Origin of the sequence: Limosilactobacillus sp. (assembly GCF_051873035.1) — a bacterium.
In the GTDB taxonomy this organism is placed as follows: domain Bacteria; phylum Bacillota; class Bacilli; order Lactobacillales; family Lactobacillaceae; genus Limosilactobacillus.
In genome coordinates this window covers 1-16,987 of sequence record NZ_JBJEEL010000062.1, presented here as the reverse complement: position 1 = coordinate 16,987, position 16,987 = coordinate 1, and the positions used below count along the sequence as shown (strand labels likewise).

The window sequence follows — 16,987 nt, the reverse complement described above, 5'->3', positions numbered from 1 at the left end:
CTCAGCAAAAAAGCTCCCACCAGGAATAGGTAGGAGCAATCATTTTTAGTAACGACGACCACGCTTATTCTTGCGCTTACGTGCCGCTTCAGATTTCAACTTACGTTTTACGCTTGGCTTTTCGTAGAATTCCCGCTTGCGGTATTCTTGCAAAGTTCCATTGCGTGAAACTGAACGTTTAAAGCGTCGAAGAGCGTCGTCTAAAGATTCATTCTTACGAACGACCGTTTTTGACATGTTGATTCCCTCCCTCCGAGCTTAAAGTTACGTAACTAGGCCATTGATGACCTTTCACTACAGAAAGTATTGTACCTAATAAGAGCCGTGGTGTCAATATTTCTTTTTAGACAAGTTTTTACAATCGCCATGCTGATTGACCTTCCCCTCGTATATTTAATGTAGAAAAAATTTCTTACCTCCCCGGGGCTAAATTGTTCAGTGAATATTTATGCCAATTTAAGAAAAAGTATTGCATAAATAATTAATATGGTGTATATTCATTTACAGTTATTATTTAAGAATTATTCACGGAAAAGGAGTTATTGATTATGAAGCATCTTAAGCCACTATTAATGCTATTGGTTCTTTGCGCTTCAATAGTCTTCGCTCCCCTGGGGGCTTTCGCCGCTAGCAGCTCTAGTTCAAGTGCTAGCTCTAGCGCCAGCACCAGTAGTGCTACTAGCAGCAGTGCTAGTTCTACTACGCAAACGGGTAGCGATGATTCACTGCAGCGGGTTAAGCAAAAGGGAACACTGGTCGTTGGTACCAGTGCTGACTACCCACCGTTTGAATTTACCACCAAGCAAAACGGCAAAACCAAGTATGTCGGTTTTGAAATGCAACTGGCTAGACAGTTCGCCAAGGACTTAGGCGTTAAGCTGGTTATTAAAAACATGGACTTTGATTCCCTGCTAGTTGCCCTTGAAACCCACAAGGTTGATACGGTAATTGCCGGAATGAACGTTACCCCTGAGCGGGAAAAGAACGTTGACTTCTCCAAGGCCTACTACAAAGGGAACAACTTCTTCCTAATTAACAAGGCCGATAGGAACAAGTACAAGTCCGCTAAAAACTTCACGGGCAAGACAGTGGGGGTTCAAAACGGGACGACCCAGTACAACCTGGCTAAGCAAAAGATGAAGTACGCCCACATGCGGGGGTTAGCAAAGGTATCATCTTTGGTAATCGCCTTACAGTCACACAAGGTCGACGGGGTCTTGCTAGATGAACCGACGGCCCGGGCCTACGCTAATAACAACTCTAATCTGACAACCTTTAACTCCCACCTTGCCAGCAGCAACTCTGGTGCTAAGGCAATGGCCTTTGCTAAGGGTGATAAGTCATTAGAGGCCGCCGCTAACCAGACAATCACCAAGGTTCAAAAGAAGGACCTGATTAACAAGAAGTGGTTACCACAAGCGGCTAAGTACATGAAGTCCTACAAGAAGCATAATACCGTCGCTAGTTACTGGACCTTCTTTGCTAGAGGGGTTGAATACACCCTGATCATTACCGTCATCGCCGTATTCTTCGGTTTCCTGCTCGGGACACTCTTTGCCCTGATGCGGTTATCACAAAACAAGTTGCTCCACGGAATTGCGGTTTGCTACATCGAATTTATCCGGGGAACACCGATGTTAGTTCAAATTATGTTTGTCTACTTCGGAATTGGTGCGATTATCCAGTCCATGCCAGCCCTGGTAGCCGGGATCATCGCCGTTGCCGTTAACTCCGGTGCCTACGTTGCCGAAGTAATTCGTTCCGGTATTCAGTCCCTGCCAATTGGCCAGACTGAAGCTGCCCGGAGCTTAGGGATGACCAAGAAGCAGGCCTTCCGCTTCGTCATCATGCCACAAGCACTGCAAAACATTTGGCCAGCCTTGGGGAATGAATTTATCACCCTCTTAAAGGATAGTTCATTAGTTTCGACCATCGGGGTTGGTGAATTAATGTACCAGACTCAACTGGTTCAAGCTGATACCTACAAGGGTGTCTTACCACTATTCATCACCATGATAATCTACTTTGTTCTGACCTTTACGTTGACCAGAATCTTGAACTACTTCGAAGGGAGAATGAAACATGCCCACTAAAATGATTGAAATTCAACATTTAAAGAAAGAATTTAATGGCAACCTCGTCTTAAAAGATATTTCCGAAGAAGTTGATAAGGGCCAAGTGATCTGTGTAATTGGACCATCTGGTGCCGGGAAGAGTACCTTTCTTCGTTGCCTAAACGTTCTCGAAAAGCCTAGTGCTGGAAAAGTCCTGTTTGAAGGTAAGGACCTCACCGATATTTCCGATGCCGAACTGGACCAATTACGGGAAAAGATGGGGATGGTGTTCCAAAGCTTCAACCTCTTCCCGAATATGACCGTAATTGACAACATTAAAATCGCCCCGATCAAGGTTAAGGGAATTAGCGATGAAGAAGCAACTAAGACGGCAATGGACCTTCTCGAAAAGGTTGGTCTAAAGGAGAAAGCTAATGTCTACCCTGATAGCCTTTCCGGTGGGCAAAAGCAACGGGTGGCGATCGCACGGTCACTAGCCATGGATCCTGAAGTGATGCTCTTTGACGAACCAACCAGTGCCCTTGACCCGGAAATGGTCGATGAAGTGCTGAATGTTATGCAAGAGCTCGCTGATTCTGGAATGACAATGGTCGTGGTAACCCACGAAATGGGCTTCGCTAAAGAAGTAGCCGACCAGATTTGGTTTATGGCTGATGGTTATATCCAGGAAAGTGGTCAGCCCGACGACTTCTTCTCCCACCCCACGAGCGATCGTGCCAAGGAATTCTTGAAGAAGGTTCTAAAGTAAAAATTAACTAAAAAGAAACCCCACGCAGTTAAGTGCGTGGGGTTTCTTTTGGTTTAAAGCATTAAATTTTGAAGTAAAGTATTTTACTTATCCTGCTGGTAATCAACGTCATCGTCAAACTTGATCTTCAAGTCATCGAGTTGTTGTTGACTGACCTTACCAGGGGCCGCCGTTAACGGTTCAACCGCCTTGGAGTTCTTTGGGAATGGGATAACATCCCGGATATTATCCGCTTCGGCCAGCAGCATTACCCACCGGTCAAGTCCAAATGCCAGTCCACCTTCCGGCGGCATCCCCATTGTCAGGGCCTTCAGTAAGAAGCCAAAGCGGGCCTCGGCCCGTTCCTTGGTGTAGCCAAGGGCCTTGAGAACCTTTTCTTGGACCTTTGGATCGTGGATACGAATAGAACCACCACCAATTTCTTGACCATTTAAGATGATGTCATAGCTTTGAGCATGGGCCTTGTGTGGATCCTCGCCATCCTCTAAGTAGTGCAGGTCCTCTTCATTTAGCATCGTGAATGGGTGGTGGGCCGCAATCCACTTACCAAAGCCTTCATCATATTCGAACATTGGCCAGTTAACCACCCAGAGGTAATTCCACTGGTCCGGCTTGATCATGTCCATTTCCTTGGCAATGGCCCGCCGTAAGTAACCAAGTGAGTCCGCAACAACGTGGAAACTAGCAGCAACAAAGAGGATCAGGTCCCCCGGCTTGGCAGCCATTTCCGCGTTAATTTGGTCAGCATAATCATTCAAGAACTTCGCAACGGGGCCATTGTAACCATCTTCGGTCACCTTAACCCAGGCGAGTCCCTTAGCACCGTAACGCTCAATGTAGTCTTCCTTCTTGGAAATATCCTTCCGGGAGTACTGGTCGGCCCCACCCGGAACACAGATAGCCCGGACAAAGCCACCGTTAGCAACTGTCCCGGAGAAGACCTTAAAGGCACTGTCCTTCACAATATCGGACAGGTCGTGGATCAACATACCAAACCGGGTATCCGGCTTATCAGAACCATACTTATCCATGGCTTCTTGCCATTCCATCCGTGGGAATGGGGTCTTAACGTCAATCCCCTTAACTTCTTTCATAACCCGTTTGATTAGGCCTTCGGTAACCGTTTGAATGTCTTCAGGGGTAGCAAAGCTCATTTCCGTGTCAATCTGGGTAAATTCTGGTTGCCGGTCACCACGAAGGTCTTCATCCCGGAAACACCGTGCTAATTGGTAGTACTTATCAACCCCAGCAGCCATTAATAACTGCTTAAAGAGTTGTGGTGATTGTGGTAGGGCGTAGAAGTGGCCTGAATATACCCGGGAAGGAACGATGTAGTCCCGGGCCCCTTCTGGCGTTGACCGGGTCAAGTCTGGGGTTTCAACGTCCAGGAAGCCCTCTCCATCGTAGTAGTTGTGGACAATGGAGGCTACCTTACTCCGCAGCTTCAGGTTCTTCATCATTTCTGGGCGCCGCAGGTCCAGGTAGCGGTACTTCATCCGGAGGTCTTCACTAGCATCAACACCATCAGTAATATCAAATGGCGTCGTCTCAGACTTTGCCAGTACCTTGATGGTGTCAACCGCGACTTCCACCTTCCCGGTCTTCATGTCCGGGTTGATTTCCTTTTCCGCCCGCAATTGAACCTTACCGTGTACTTCGAGAACGTATTGGTTCCGGACCGCATTCGCTACTTTAAATACTTCTGGATTTTCTTTTTCATTAAAGACCAGTTGAACAATGCCTTCACGATCCCAGAGGTCAATAAAGATTAACCCCCCGAGGTTCCGGCGCTTGGCCACCCAACCCTTTAAGACAACTTCTTGACCAACTTGGTTTTCGTTGGTGTCTCCAGCATAATTTGTACGCTTCATTCTCTAACTTCCCCTTTTTTCGTTCGCAATTAATAAAAAAGCACCCTTGTAAAATTACAAGGGTGCTAATGCACGGTACCACCTTGGTAGTAACTCAAAGATAACGCCAATTTAATGGCGGGACAAAGTCCAACCTAAAAAGTGTCAATCGACACTTCAGCAGGCGGGCTTCCACCATCCCCGTTCGCTAGTCATGTGAAGGTATCGAGCATTCTTTTATTAACGGTCACGAATATTTAATTACATTTCTTACCTTACTCGAACCGGTTCGGAAAGTCAATACTCAAATCCGGGCAGCTTGCTTTTCACCACCAGGAATTTAAAATTAAACTAGTAACGTTAAAAGGAGTGGTTCAATGAGTAAGTTAAATCATAACTGGTTCAGCCAGTTGCCAATTGAAAATATTGATAGTTACCGGCCAGTTAGTGGCGGTGACATTAACGAGGCCTATCAGATTACGGCCAACGGGAAAACCTATTTCATCAAGGTACAGCCCAATCACCCGGCCAGCTACTTCCGCCACGAAATTAATGGACTCAAGGCCCTTGGCAAAGTCGTTAACACACCAACTCCCCTTTACAATGGTGAGATTGATGGTAATGCCTACCTAGTCCTGAATTGGCTCGACGAAAGCTTTGGGAGTCAAGCCGACCTTGGCCAGGCCGTCGCCAAGATGCACCAGCAAACTAACGACCAGTTTGGCTTCGTCGACAACCACCAAACTAAGGCCCTGGTAAAAGATAATTCTTGGAACAACTCCTGGGATGATTTTTATATTAATCAGCGGCTCTTACCGGAGGTTAAAGTTGCGGACGAACGAGGCCGGTGGAACCGGTGGCGTAATGACCACTTCCAACAGATGGTTAAGAAATTCCACCAGTACTACCACGGCCGCGATATCAAGGCCAGCCTCTTACATGGCGACCTGTGGGCCGGGAACTTCATGTTTGCTGGCGACCACGAACCATACCTAATTGACCCGGATGCCGTTTACGGTGACCGGGAATTTGACCTAGCAATGACCACGGTCTTCGGTGGCTTTGACCAGGAATTCTACCAGGCCTACGCACAGGTCTATCCATTTACGCCAGGGATTAACGACCGCCTTCCCTGGTACCGTTTCTACTACCTTTGTATGCACCTCATCCTTTTCGGGGAAAGCTACGGTCCCAGCGTCGACCGGATTCTGGAACAATACTAAAAGTAGGAAGGAGAAGTCGTCTCGACTTCCCCTTCCTACTTTTATTTTTCGTAAATAATGGTAACCGGACCATCGTTTTCCAGGTCCACCTGCATATCAGCTCCAAAGTGCCCGGTTTCAACATGGATTCCGGTCGCCGCCAACTTAGCATTAAAGCGGTTATACAGGGGCTCAGCAATCGCCGGCTTGGCAGCCTTTGAAAAACCCGGGCGGTTCCCATGCTTCGTATCGGCATAGAGGGTAAACTGCGAGATCGACAGGATCGCCCCATCAACGTCACGAAGACCCCGGTTCATCTTCCCGTCTTGGTCTTCAAAGACCCGTAAATTGACAATTTTATGAACGAGGTAATCAAGTTGTTCATCACCATCGGTTGGCGCAAAACCGACTAAAAGCATGTAGCCCTTACCAATTTTGCCCACTACTTCACCAGCAATGGCAACCTGAGCATGGTTAACTTTTTGTAAAACTACTCGCATCAAACCGCTCCTTACTGAATCACCCGTTTGACCACATAGACATCACGAATGTTCTTTAGTCCATCCATAATCAGCTGTAACTGTTGCAAATTGCGAACACCAATGGTCAGGCTAATCGTCACCATCTTATTATGGTCAACTTTCCCGTTAACGGAATTTAAGTACTTAGTGCTGTTATTAATAGAACGGAGGACATCATTGAGCATCCCGTTCCGGTTGTAACCTTGTACCTCAATATCGGCATTATAGTTGGTCTTGTCGCCGGCCGGGTTAGCCCAGTAAACACTGACAATCCGCTGACCGCTCTTCTTAGCCGCCTGAATATTAGGACAGTCGGCCCGGTGAACTGAAACGCCACGGCCCTTCGTAATGTAGCCCGTGATGGCGTCGCCCGGTACCGGATTACAACAATGACTTAACCGGACCAGCAGGTTGTCGACTCCTTCCACGACTACCCCTTCGCTGGAAGCCTTTGCCTGCTTTTGCTTTTGCCGTTCATTAGGCTTTTGAAGGGTCTCGTGATCCTCCAGCAGGGCCTTTTCGGCTGCCTGAGCACGGTCATCTGCTGCCTTCTTCCGCAGGTCAGCGGTGAAGCGATTCCGGACCCCGACCGGTGCAAGGTCACCAAAGCCCACGGCAGCAAACATGTCATCACTGGTTTGGTAGTGCAGCTTAGTGGCTACCTCCTTGCACTTTTCTTCCGTCATTAAATCCGCCGGTGAATAGCCCGCTTCTTGCAGCTGATTCTCTAGCAACCGCTTCCCCTGCTCGATATTTTCTTCCCGGTTGTGGGCCCGGAAGAAGGACCGAATCTTATTGCGGGCCCGCCGGGTTGAAACTAATTCCAGCCAGTCCCGGCTCGGACCAGCCGACGAACTCGAGGTTAGGATGTCAACGATATCACCATTTTTAATCTCGTAGTCCAAAGGAACAATCCGACCGTTGACCTTCGCTCCCGTCGTGTGGTTACCAACTTCGGTGTGAATCTGGTAGGCCATGTCCAGCGGCCCGGCACCCTTCGGCATTTCAATCACGTCACCCTTAGGGGTAAAGGCATAGACCTTATCGGTAAAGATATCGCTTTGAATGCCCTGCATGAATTCATCCGTACCGTGACTTTCACTGCGCATTTCCAAGATTTCTTTAACGACGTTGAGCTTTTGACTATCCCGGGTCTGCTGGACACCATTAGTCTTACCTTCCTTGTATGCCCAGTGAGCTGCCACCCCGTATTCGGCAACTTGGTGCATATGGTGGGTCCGAATCTGGACTTCTAGTGGCCGCCCCTCGGGCCCGATAATGGTCGTGTGGAGGGACTGGTAACCGTTAGCCTTGGGCATGGCAATATAGTCCTTAAAACGACCTGGCATTGGCTTCCAGTTAGTATGAATGGCTCCCAGGGCCGCGTAGCAATCCTTAATTGTATCCACGACGATCCGAATCGCTAGTAGGTCATAGATCTGACTAAATTGCTTGTGCTGAGTCACCATCTTCCGGTAAATTGAATAAATATGCTTGGGCCGGCCATAAATTTCAACATTCGGTCCGAGATCCAGGTCGCTGATCGCCTTTTTAATCAGCTTAATCGAGTGGTTAATAGACTCCACCCGTTGATCCCGCCGTGAGTTCATCAGGTGAACAATTCGGTAGTATTGCTGCGGGTTTAAATAACGTAGGGAAAGGTCCTCTAGTTCCCACTTGATCGTGCTAATCCCTAGCCGGTCGGCAATCGGGGCGTAAATCTCCAGGGTTTCGTTGGAGATTCGCCGCTGCTTATCCGGACGGAGGTGCTTTAACGTCCGCATGTTATGCAAGCGGTCGGCTAATTTGACGATCATCACCCGAATATCCTTAGACATTGCTAACAGGAGTTTCCGGTGGGTCGCGGCCATCTGTTCTTTATTGGATTTATATTGAATCTTCCCTAGCTTGGTATCACCATCCACGATCATCGCAATCGTCGGCCCAAAGAGTTCTTTGATATCGCCTAAGGTGGCACCGGTATCTTCAACAATGTCGTGTAGGTAACCCGCGCAAACCGTTTCCGGATCCATCTGGAGGTTCGCCAAAATCCCGGCAACTTGAATGGGGTGAATAATATATGGTTCGCCCGACTTGCGACGCTGGTCATGGTGACAAATTTCAGCAAAGCGGTACGCCTTTTCAACGAGTGCTACGTGTTCCTTATTCATGTACGAAGCAACCATCTTATGCACATCTTCATGGGTCAGTTCCTTGATTTCTGACATCGCATTACCCCCTTCCGTGACTAATCCTGTTTACGAAGCGAACAGGAAAGATATGTAATTGCGAGATAAGCAAGTGCAAAGTAGTAAGTATATGGTGGTAACCAGACATATGCAGCTACTATGAAAAAGATTGGGAGAATAAATAAGGTCCACCAACGAGCACCAGTCCGGTAGAGGTGACCACCCAACCATACACTAAAGCAACCGTTAATAATTACGAGGACCACGCCGACCCACATCGCATGGGTAATTGGGAGCCGAATTCCCAATACCGGGAGTAGTACTCCAAATAGTAAACTGCCGCCCCATAAGTAATAATCAACTTTTTTAATCCAATTCATCTTTTCAACACCTTATGCTTTTTAAGATTTTTTATCCTAAATTATTTTTTTATTGTAGCACAATACCTAACGATGCGATGCTGCTAATTCACACGCGTAGGAAACCGCGGCGAGGAAGTACAAAGGGGCGGTCTCCGTCCGTAAAATCCGGGGCCCCAGTCCCGCCGGAATAACACCGCTGGCCTTCATTTGCTCGACTTCCTGCTCAGTTAGGCCCCCCTCAGGTCCAAAAACCGCTACCAGGCTCTGTCCGGGCTGAATCTTAGCCATCACTTGGGCTAGGGCTGCAGTCTCGCCCTGCTTAGCCGACTCTTCCCAAGCTACCAGGCGAAAGTCTGCTGGCGATGCTGCTAAGGCGGCCTTTAAATTAGGAAAATAGGAGACCTGGGGCTGGTAATTACGGTGTGATTGTTCCGCAGCCGCGTCCGCAATTTTCTGAAGACGGCCGATCTTGCGCTCTTGCTTGTTACTAACCCAGTGACTAACCGACCGCTGAGCCTCAAAAAAGGCAATCCGGTTGGCCCCCAGCTCTGTTGCCTTTTGAACAATTAACTCCGGCTTCTCCTTGGTCTTCGGCAGGCCACACAACAGGGTGACCTTAACGGGCAGCTCACTTTGCCGGTCCAAGGCCTTTAATACCTTAATCTCGGTCTGCGGGGTCGTTGCCACCACGGTTGCTAAATAGGCCTGGTGGTCAGCAAGAACGACCTCCAGTTTGGTCCCTACTTGGGCACGAAGAACCGTCGTCAGGTGGTGGGCAATGTCTTGGGGAAGAGTAAGTGGCTGCTCTGTGGGCGATACATTCAAAAAGTAACGTTGCATCCTACTCCTCCTCTGTCGTCGGCTTGTGAGCAATAATTCCGTGCCAGTCCTTCATTTTAGTTTCGCTATCGATAATGAAGCCCTGGTCTTGCAACTTTTTCCGGATGAGGCTGGCCTTATCATCGATAATGCCGGAGGTTAAGAATTGACCACCCGGCTTAAGATTCTCATAGGCTTGGGGAATTAATGGCACAATGATTTCGGCCAGGATGTTAGCGACCACAATATCAACCTGGGTATGGATACCGTCTAGCAGGCTATTAACCCCTAGCTTAATATCCTTGGCCACCGGATTGAGTGCCCGGTTCTTCTTAGCGGAGCGAACCGCCACCTCATCAACATCATATGCGGCGACATCCCCGGCACCAAGGGCCTTAGCAGTAATACTCAATACACCTGAACCCGTACCAACATCGATCAATGACTCACCACCGCGAATTACCTTCTCTAAGGCCTCCATCATCAGACGGGTTGTCGGGTGGGTTCCCGTTCCAAAGGCCATCCCCGGGTCTAAATAGATTACCTTTTCACTAGCCTGGGCTGGCGTGTATTCTTCCCACTCTGGAACAATGGTCAGTTCATTCGTTACCCGCAACGGGTGGTAGTACTTTTGCCAAACCGTTGCCCACTTTTCATTATTAACCGCTTCGGCACTAACCGTCCCGGGGCCGGGATTTAGGCCGTAGCTAGCTAATTTGGCTACCTGGGCAGAAATGGTCGGAACCAGTTCCGGTAAAAAGGCCGTTTCCGGGAAATAGCCCGTTACCGCTGCCCCCTGCTTACGGTGCGGGATCTCATCTGGATCAATAATTTCGCCATGTTGCCCATAACGGCCGGCATGGAGGTTAGCAAAGTCGGCTGCATCGTCGATCTGGACCCCCTGTGCGCCGGCATTAGTCAAGAGATAACTGACGGCCTCAACCGCTTCACTTGAGGTAACTACTTTTACCGCTGTCCAATTCATGTATTTCCTCCTTATAATCAACAAAAATCGTGACCATCTTCACCCGCTGGTCACGATTTACAACTACTTATTACTCGTCATCTTCACCCTGGTCATCCTTGGCCCGCTTTCTCTTTTCTTTTTCCATATGATGCTTCAAGTAGTCGATCAAGTCTGACTCGGTCAAGAAGATCCGTGGGTGGTGCTGGTGGTGAAGACGAACATCAATTTCGTTTATTTTTAAACGTCCGGTCCAAGTGTGGGAGTAACGAATGATTACCCGATTATTCAGCCGGTGCTTGCCAAAGCGAAAGACATAGACGTGTTGTGGTGTCATCATTGGCCGAATATATTCACGTTTGTACATTAAATCATTATCGCGCATAAACTGCTTGGTACGATTAAGAATGGTAATCACCTCCTCCAAAGTTTTCTAACAGGTTGAACTTACTCAATCTTAACAGATACTACTATATTTTATCACATGTTACGGTACGACCATAGTAAAATCGTCACGATATTTAAAGTTAATGTGAAAGCACTTATTTTCAACTATATTATAGATTTTTCACAAAGTAATGCTATAATACATTTGAGATATAATCTCGAAATTGCACAAGATATAGATGAAAGGGAGACTGCATATTTATGTCTAAGAATCATCAAAAAGTTGTCCTCGTCGGTGACGGGGCTGTCGGCTCAAGTTACGCCTTCGCAATGGCTCAACAAGGAATCGCTGAAGAATTTGCGATTGTTGATATCATTAAGAAGCGGACTGAAGGTGACGCTTTGGACCTGGAAGATGCTACTGCATTTACCGCCCCAAAGAACATCTACTCAGCCGATTACGACACCTGCAAGGATGCTGACCTGGTAGTTATTACTGCCGGTGCTCCACAAAAGCCTGGTGAAACCCGTCTGCAATTAGTTGACAAGAACTTGAAGATCATCAAGTCCGTTGTTGAACCAATTGTTAAGTCCGGTTTCGACGGTATCTTCCTGGTTGCTGCTAACCCAGTTGACATCTTAACCTACGCTGTTCAAAAGTTCTCTGGCTTCCCAAAGAACAAGGTTGTCGGCTCAGGTACTTCTCTGGACTCCGCTCGTCTGCGGGTTGCCCTTGCTAAGAAGTTCGATGTTGACCCTCGTGATGTTTCTGCTAACATCATGGCTGAACACGGTGACTCCGAATTTGCCGCATACTCCAGCGCTACGATTGGTGGCAAGCCATTACTTGACATCGCCAAGGAACAAGGCGTTTCCGACGACGAACTGCTTAAGATCGAAGACGACGTTCGTAACAAGGCTTACGAAATCATTAACCGTAAGGGTGCAACCTTCTACGGTGTTGCTACTGCCTTGATGCGGATTTCACGTGCTATCTTACGTGACGAAAACTCTGTACTCCCAATCGGTGCTCCACTGAACGGCGAATATGGTTTAAAGGACATTTACATTGGTACACCAGCTGTTGTTAACGCTTCTGGTGTTGCCCGCGTAATTGAAGTTCCATTAAACGACCGTGAAGAAAAGGCAATGGCTGCTTCTGCTGCTGAACTGCAAAAGGTTGCCAAGAACGGTCTGGCTAAGTTGGAAAACAACTAAGCGCTCTTTGCCGAAAAGGACTGGCGATAACTCATTCGCCAGCCCTTTTTTAGTTTTAAAAATTAAGGTTTTCCCTAATCGGCTAAAAAGCAATTGTTTCCAGAAAGTTACTATTATAAAATTAGTATATAGCAGTAGCCTGCACTAACAACCTAAAGGAGGTTATTAACTTGTCCAAAATTGAACAACTGCAAGCGACCTTAACTGAAAAGAACCTAGATGCGGCCTACATCAGTGATCCAATGAGCATTGGTTACCTAACCGGCTTTTTTGAGGACCCGATCGAGCGGGTCATGGCCCTGCTAGTCTTTCCGGATGCGGAACCATTCCTCTTTACACCGGCCCTAGAAGTTGAGGCGGCTAAGGGAACCGGATGGTCTCACCCGGTTTATGGTTACCTCGACCACGAAGACCCGTATGCTTTAATTGCTAAACACGTCCGGGCCCAGGTCACCAATCCTGTTAACTGGGGAATTGAACAAAGTCACTTGACGGTCCAACGTTTACGGGGCCTAAAAGGACAATTCCCGAATGCTAAATTTACCACCGACCTAACGCCAACTATCGAACGCCTCCGGTTAATTAAATCGGATGATGAAATTGCCAAGTTAAACGAAGCTGGTAAATGGGCCGACTTCATGCTCGAGGAAGGGTTCAAGAACCTCCAATTAGGACGAAGCGAACAAGAAGTTGCTGCTAATTTGGAATTCGCCCTCAAGAAGCACGGGATCATGCACACTAGCTTTGATACCCTGGTACAAGCGGGCGCCCATGCCGCTGAACCCCACGGGGCTACTTCGCAAAACCCAATTGAAAACAATGAACTAGTCCTCTTCGACCTCGGCTGCATTGTTGACGGTTACTGTAGCGATGTTTCCCGCACCGTTGCTATTGGTGAACTCAATGAGAAGCAACAAGACATCTACAATGTTTGCCTCGAGGCCCAACTAGCAGCTCAGGATGCCGCTAAGCCAGGAATTACCGCTGAAGAGCTCGACCGGGTTGCCCGGGACGTTATTACCAAGGCGGGCTACGGTGAGTACTTTATTCACCGGCTCGGTCACGGTTTGGGAATGAGTGATCACGAATTCCCATCCATTATGGAAGGCAACCAACTGGTCCTCGAACCGGGGATGTGCTTCTCCATTGAGCCAGGAATCTACATCCCAGGCGTCGCTGGTGTCCGGATTGAAGACTGTGTTCACATCACTGCAGATGGTTGTGAACCATTTACCCATACCAGCAAGGAACTTAAAGCCTTTAACTTAGCCTAAAATTATATTAAATAGCCCCCTCCTAAACCAGGTCAATCCTGGTCTAGGAGGGGGCTTTATTTACTAAAATTAAAGGTTCGGATCCATCTTAAAGGACATCTTCGAGAGTTCACAACCTTCAGTTAATAATTCATAGAAGAGCGCCTTGGTTCGTTCATTATAGTGAACCGCAACTTCATGGTTTTGCTTAGTGAGGTAAGCCGTCAGTTCTGAACCGCTAAGTTGGCTGGCCTTTTGGTCCACTTCGGCAATCTTACGCCGCGCCCATTCATTGAGTTCTTTTTGGTAGTCCTCATCCTTTTCCATAAATTCTTCGTAGTGACTCTCAACCACTTCCGCCAATGCTTCGTTAAGCCAGTAGGCACTCTTTAGGTCCATCTTTGCCGGTACGTTACGGTACGACTCGTCGGTATCGTCAGCATTGGCAAAGAATGGTACGTAAGGGTTAAAGGCTGGTACACCGAGTTCAATCCAATGGATACTGGTCTTAAAGCGCTTGGCATCCCGTACCTGCAAAATATGGGATTGGGCAGTCCGGGAAAGTGAAATGGCCCGGTAGGTCTTCCGCTCTGGACTATCCCCCATCGGATCATACGGTGTTTCATTAAAGTGCGACTTCAAGACATACTGAATGTCTTCCGGTGAAATCTTAAATTCGGCCTTCCGAATAAATGGCATTTCACCGTCCTCCGGTGTCTGTCCCTGAGCAGCCTTAGGACTGAGGTAGCGTTGGGCAAACCAGGTCCGAGGCGTGTTATAGTGCCGGTCCTTTTGGGTACTGGTACCGAAAATATGCCGAAAATCCCACCGGTTTTCATCCGGGTTCAATTGGTGGTCGGCGACAAATTCACGGATGCCATCTGCCCACATGTAATTTTCTGGATCATTAAAGTCAATATCTTCGATGGCCATTTGGTTAGGCGTAACGGCATAGCAATCGTCAGGAATCCGCACAGCAACCCATTGGTGACCGGTTACAACTTCCATGTACCAAACACTGTCTTGATCAGCGAACTGCATCCCATTTCCTTCGGCGGAACCATACTTGGCAATTAACTTACCAGTATATTCCACCCCTTCCCGGGCAGAATGGATAAATGGCAAAACCAATGTACACAGTGAGTCTTCCGCCAGTCCGTTCTTCACAAAAGGATCATACGCCAAAACGCGGTCATTGGCATAAACGCTTTCCGTAAACGAAGCAGCCACGTTAGCTTCATTGATCCCATCCTCCTCATTAGGGCCCGCAGACTGGTCCAGACTAGGGGTTGAGGTGTACCGCATCCCACTTTCCGGCATTGGTACAGTGACCTTATTGTAAGGCGAAACGTAAGTCTCATGACGGTCATGGACGGCCGGCTTAACTAAAAAGCGCTTGGGTTCAATTGCCTTTACCCGGTCTTCATTCCGGCAAACATAGGTTGACCCATCTAGTGAAGCCTTCTTACCAACCATGATTGATGTACATGCGTCCTTATTTTGCATTATCCGATTACCTCCTAATAAATATTAGATAGTTACTGATTAATTGTCTAATTAAGAGCAATAACTTTAATTATATATTAACATGTCAATGATAGCAGTTACAATCCGAGCTTTTTCACCCGTTCGGATCCTACTTGGTTATTAAATTATCAATTTTCCACCAATCAGGGAGGTTGTCGTTTCTCCTCCTGAAAGATAGTACACAAAGGGCTCCAAGCATCCGGAGGTTTTCCGAATGTTTGGAGCCACTTTATTAACAAGTAAAGCCGTAATGACTTCGCACTTGCCCATTATCGCAACTTACACCGAGTCGGTTACTATTCAGTAACCCCCGTCTTAAAGATTGCGATTCCGTGAACATCATATTTCTCATTATTCGTTTTCTTGCCACTAGCGACATCGATGATGTACTGGATAAACTTAGCAGCTAGGTCGTCCATTGATTCATTCATCAATTGACCGGCATCAAAGTCGATCCACCGTGGCTTAAGGTTGGCAATGTAAGAGTTAGAAGAAACCTTTACCGTTGGTACATAGGTAGCAAACGGTGTTCCCCGACCGGTGGTAAATAGGACCATCTGACAGTCAGCAGATGCTTCAGCTGAAGAGGAAACCAGGTCATTACCAGGTGCCTGAAGCAAGTTCAGTCCCTTGGTCTTAATCTTATCCCCATATTTCAAAACATCGTTAACGGCTGACGTCCCGGACTTTTGGGTACAACCGAGTGACTTATCTTCAAGGGTGGAAATCCCCCCCGCCTTGTTACCCGGTGATGGGTTTTCATAAATTGGCTGGTGGAAACGTTCAAAGTATTCCTTAAAGTTGTTGATCAAGCCCACGGTTTTATCAAACGTCTTTTCATCCTTCGCCCGTGACATCAGGATGGTTTCTGCCCCAAACATTTCCGGAACTTCGGACAAGACCGTCGTTCCACCTTGGGCGGCCACAAAGTCTGAGAGACGGCCCAGCAATGGGTTAGCAGTTACCCCAGACAAACCATCGGAGCCACCGCACTTCAAACCGATCTTTAGCTCACTCAGTGGTTGTGGCGTCCGCTGGTCGTCTTTAACCGCATCGTTTAACTCCTCGAGCATTGCCAAACCATCGGTAATTTCATCATCACTATCCATGGATGACAGGAACTTAACCCGCTTAGGATCAATCGAGCCATTAGCCTTGGTGAGGGCCTCTTTCATCTTCGTTAACTCGTCATCATCGGCAGAGCCCAGACCACAAATCAGGACGGCACCAGCATTCGGCTGCATGGCTGCATCAACTAGGATTTTACGAGCGCGCTCATAATTATCCTGTGGTGTATCAATCCCGTAGGTATGCTTAAGGGGAACCACATTATCGAAATTCCCATTGTCCGGGTGGAGGGCCTTAAACTGGGTTACGAGCGGGTCAACTAGCTCACTAACCGAACCAACTACCGGGATAATGTAAAGGTCATTTCTGATTCCGACCTTACCATTCGGCCGCTGATAGCCCATAAATGTCCGGTCATCCTTTTTGGCCTTATTTGTGATCTTGATTGGCTGATAGGTATACTTTAATTCACCAGAGAGGTTCGTGGCAATGTTGTGAATATGAACATGTTCCCCCCGCTTGATATCTTGAGTAGCGTGGCCGATTGGGTAACCATACTTGATAATGTCGGCTCCGTTAGCGATATCTTCAAGGGCAATTTTGTGTCCCCGTGTAATATCTTCGAGGGTGGTGACATCACCATGGTCAGCGGTTTTTAAAACCGTCCCCTTCGGCAGATCTTTCAAGGCTACCGCCACGGAATCATGTTTATCCAAAATAATGAAATTATTCATTATTCATAACTCCTTTTACTTTTCGTTACGAATCCGCATTAATTCTTCGTGGAACTTTTGAGCGTTAGCA

Annotated in this window: 15 protein-coding genes; 5 read left to right on the top strand and 10 right to left on the bottom strand. The window is 47.7% G+C overall.

Features of this window, described 5'->3' with window-relative positions; translation table 11 throughout:
• Window positions 1–45 precede the first annotated feature (45 nt).
• A complete protein-coding gene (gene rpsU / locus ACI31H_RS06580) occupies window positions 46–237 on the bottom strand; it encodes a 30S ribosomal protein S21 (protein WP_003665847.1) in 192 nt (63 codons plus the stop codon).
• A gap of 311 nt (window positions 238–548) precedes the next feature.
• On the opposite strand from rpsU, the gene ACI31H_RS06575 reads away from it, so the two are divergent.
• Together ACI31H_RS06575 and ACI31H_RS06570 are read left to right on the top strand one after the other, a co-directional pair.
• Window positions 549–2,093, top strand: a complete 1,545-nt coding sequence (locus ACI31H_RS06575) for an ABC transporter substrate-binding protein/permease (RefSeq protein ID WP_439771187.1) — start codon at window positions 549–551, stop codon at window positions 2,091–2,093.
• Window positions 2,083–2,823 carry an amino acid ABC transporter ATP-binding protein gene (locus ACI31H_RS06570; RefSeq protein WP_439771186.1) on the top strand — a complete coding sequence of 247 codons (741 nt, stop codon included), beginning with the start codon at window positions 2,083–2,085 and terminating at the stop codon, window positions 2,821–2,823. The genes ACI31H_RS06575 and ACI31H_RS06570 overlap by 11 nt, the downstream gene beginning before the upstream one ends.
• An 83-nt stretch (window positions 2,824–2,906) precedes the next feature.
• Here the strand turns inward: ACI31H_RS06570 and aspS are convergent, their stop codons facing one another.
• Window positions 2,907–4,694 carry an aspartate--tRNA ligase gene (gene aspS, locus ACI31H_RS06565; protein ID WP_439771185.1) on the bottom strand — a complete coding sequence of 596 codons (1,788 nt, stop codon included), beginning with the start codon at window positions 4,692–4,694 and terminating at the stop codon, window positions 2,907–2,909.
• 356 nt (window positions 4,695–5,050) lie between these two features.
• On the opposite strand from aspS, the gene ACI31H_RS06560 reads away from it, so the two are divergent.
• Complete coding sequence (locus tag ACI31H_RS06560; protein WP_439771184.1) at window positions 5,051–5,896, top strand: fructosamine kinase family protein; 846 nt, start codon at window positions 5,051–5,053, stop codon at window positions 5,894–5,896.
• A 41-nt stretch (window positions 5,897–5,937) separates the two neighbouring features.
• Here ACI31H_RS06560 and dtd read toward each other — a convergent pair whose 3' ends face one another.
• From dtd to ACI31H_RS06530, 6 genes are all read right to left on the bottom strand, one after another.
• Window positions 5,938–6,375: a D-aminoacyl-tRNA deacylase gene (gene dtd / locus ACI31H_RS06555; RefSeq protein ID WP_439771183.1), complete on the bottom strand. Its 438-nt coding sequence runs from the start codon at window positions 6,373–6,375 to the stop codon at window positions 5,938–5,940.
• A gap of 11 nt (window positions 6,376–6,386) precedes the next feature.
• Entirely contained in the window at window positions 6,387–8,624 is a 2,238-nt protein-coding gene (locus tag ACI31H_RS06550) for a RelA/SpoT family protein (protein WP_439771182.1), read from the bottom strand.
• Window positions 8,625–8,644: 20 nt separating this feature from the next.
• Window positions 8,645–8,965, bottom strand: a complete 321-nt coding sequence (locus ACI31H_RS06545; RefSeq protein WP_439771181.1) for a hypothetical protein — start codon at window positions 8,963–8,965, stop codon at window positions 8,645–8,647.
• A 66-nt stretch (window positions 8,966–9,031) separates the two neighbouring features.
• Window positions 9,032–9,787 carry a 16S rRNA (uracil(1498)-N(3))-methyltransferase gene (locus ACI31H_RS06540; RefSeq protein ID WP_439771180.1) on the bottom strand — a complete coding sequence of 252 codons (756 nt, stop codon included), beginning with the start codon at window positions 9,785–9,787 and terminating at the stop codon, window positions 9,032–9,034.
• A 1-nt stretch (window position 9,788) separates the two neighbouring features.
• Window positions 9,789–10,751 (bottom strand): 50S ribosomal protein L11 methyltransferase, encoded by a 963-nt coding sequence (prmA, locus tag ACI31H_RS06535; RefSeq protein WP_439771179.1) that lies wholly within the window; start codon window positions 10,749–10,751, stop codon window positions 9,789–9,791.
• 70 nt (window positions 10,752–10,821) lie between these two features.
• Window positions 10,822–11,115, bottom strand: coding sequence for a hypothetical protein (locus ACI31H_RS06530; RefSeq protein WP_439771202.1), 294 nt, complete (start codon window positions 11,113–11,115; stop codon window positions 10,822–10,824).
• A gap of 263 nt (window positions 11,116–11,378) precedes the next feature.
• Between ACI31H_RS06530 and ACI31H_RS06525 the strand changes: the two genes are divergently transcribed.
• Together ACI31H_RS06525 and ACI31H_RS06520 are read left to right on the top strand one after the other, a co-directional pair.
• Window positions 11,379–12,335 (top strand): L-lactate dehydrogenase, encoded by a 957-nt coding sequence (locus ACI31H_RS06525; protein ID WP_439771178.1) that lies wholly within the window; start codon window positions 11,379–11,381, stop codon window positions 12,333–12,335.
• Window positions 12,336–12,505: 170 nt separating this feature from the next.
• Window positions 12,506–13,609: a M24 family metallopeptidase gene (locus ACI31H_RS06520; RefSeq protein ID WP_439771177.1), complete on the top strand. Its 1,104-nt coding sequence runs from the start codon at window positions 12,506–12,508 to the stop codon at window positions 13,607–13,609.
• A 69-nt stretch (window positions 13,610–13,678) separates the two neighbouring features.
• Here the strand turns inward: ACI31H_RS06520 and ACI31H_RS06515 are convergent, their stop codons facing one another.
• Window positions 13,679–15,094 (bottom strand): C69 family dipeptidase, encoded by a 1,416-nt coding sequence (locus tag ACI31H_RS06515; protein ID WP_439771176.1) that lies wholly within the window; start codon window positions 15,092–15,094, stop codon window positions 13,679–13,681.
• Between the two features lie 317 nt (window positions 15,095–15,411).
• Window positions 15,412–16,917, bottom strand: coding sequence for a UxaA family hydrolase (locus ACI31H_RS06510; protein WP_439771175.1), 1,506 nt, complete (start codon window positions 16,915–16,917; stop codon window positions 15,412–15,414).
• Between the last annotated feature and the right edge of the window lie 70 nt (window positions 16,918–16,987).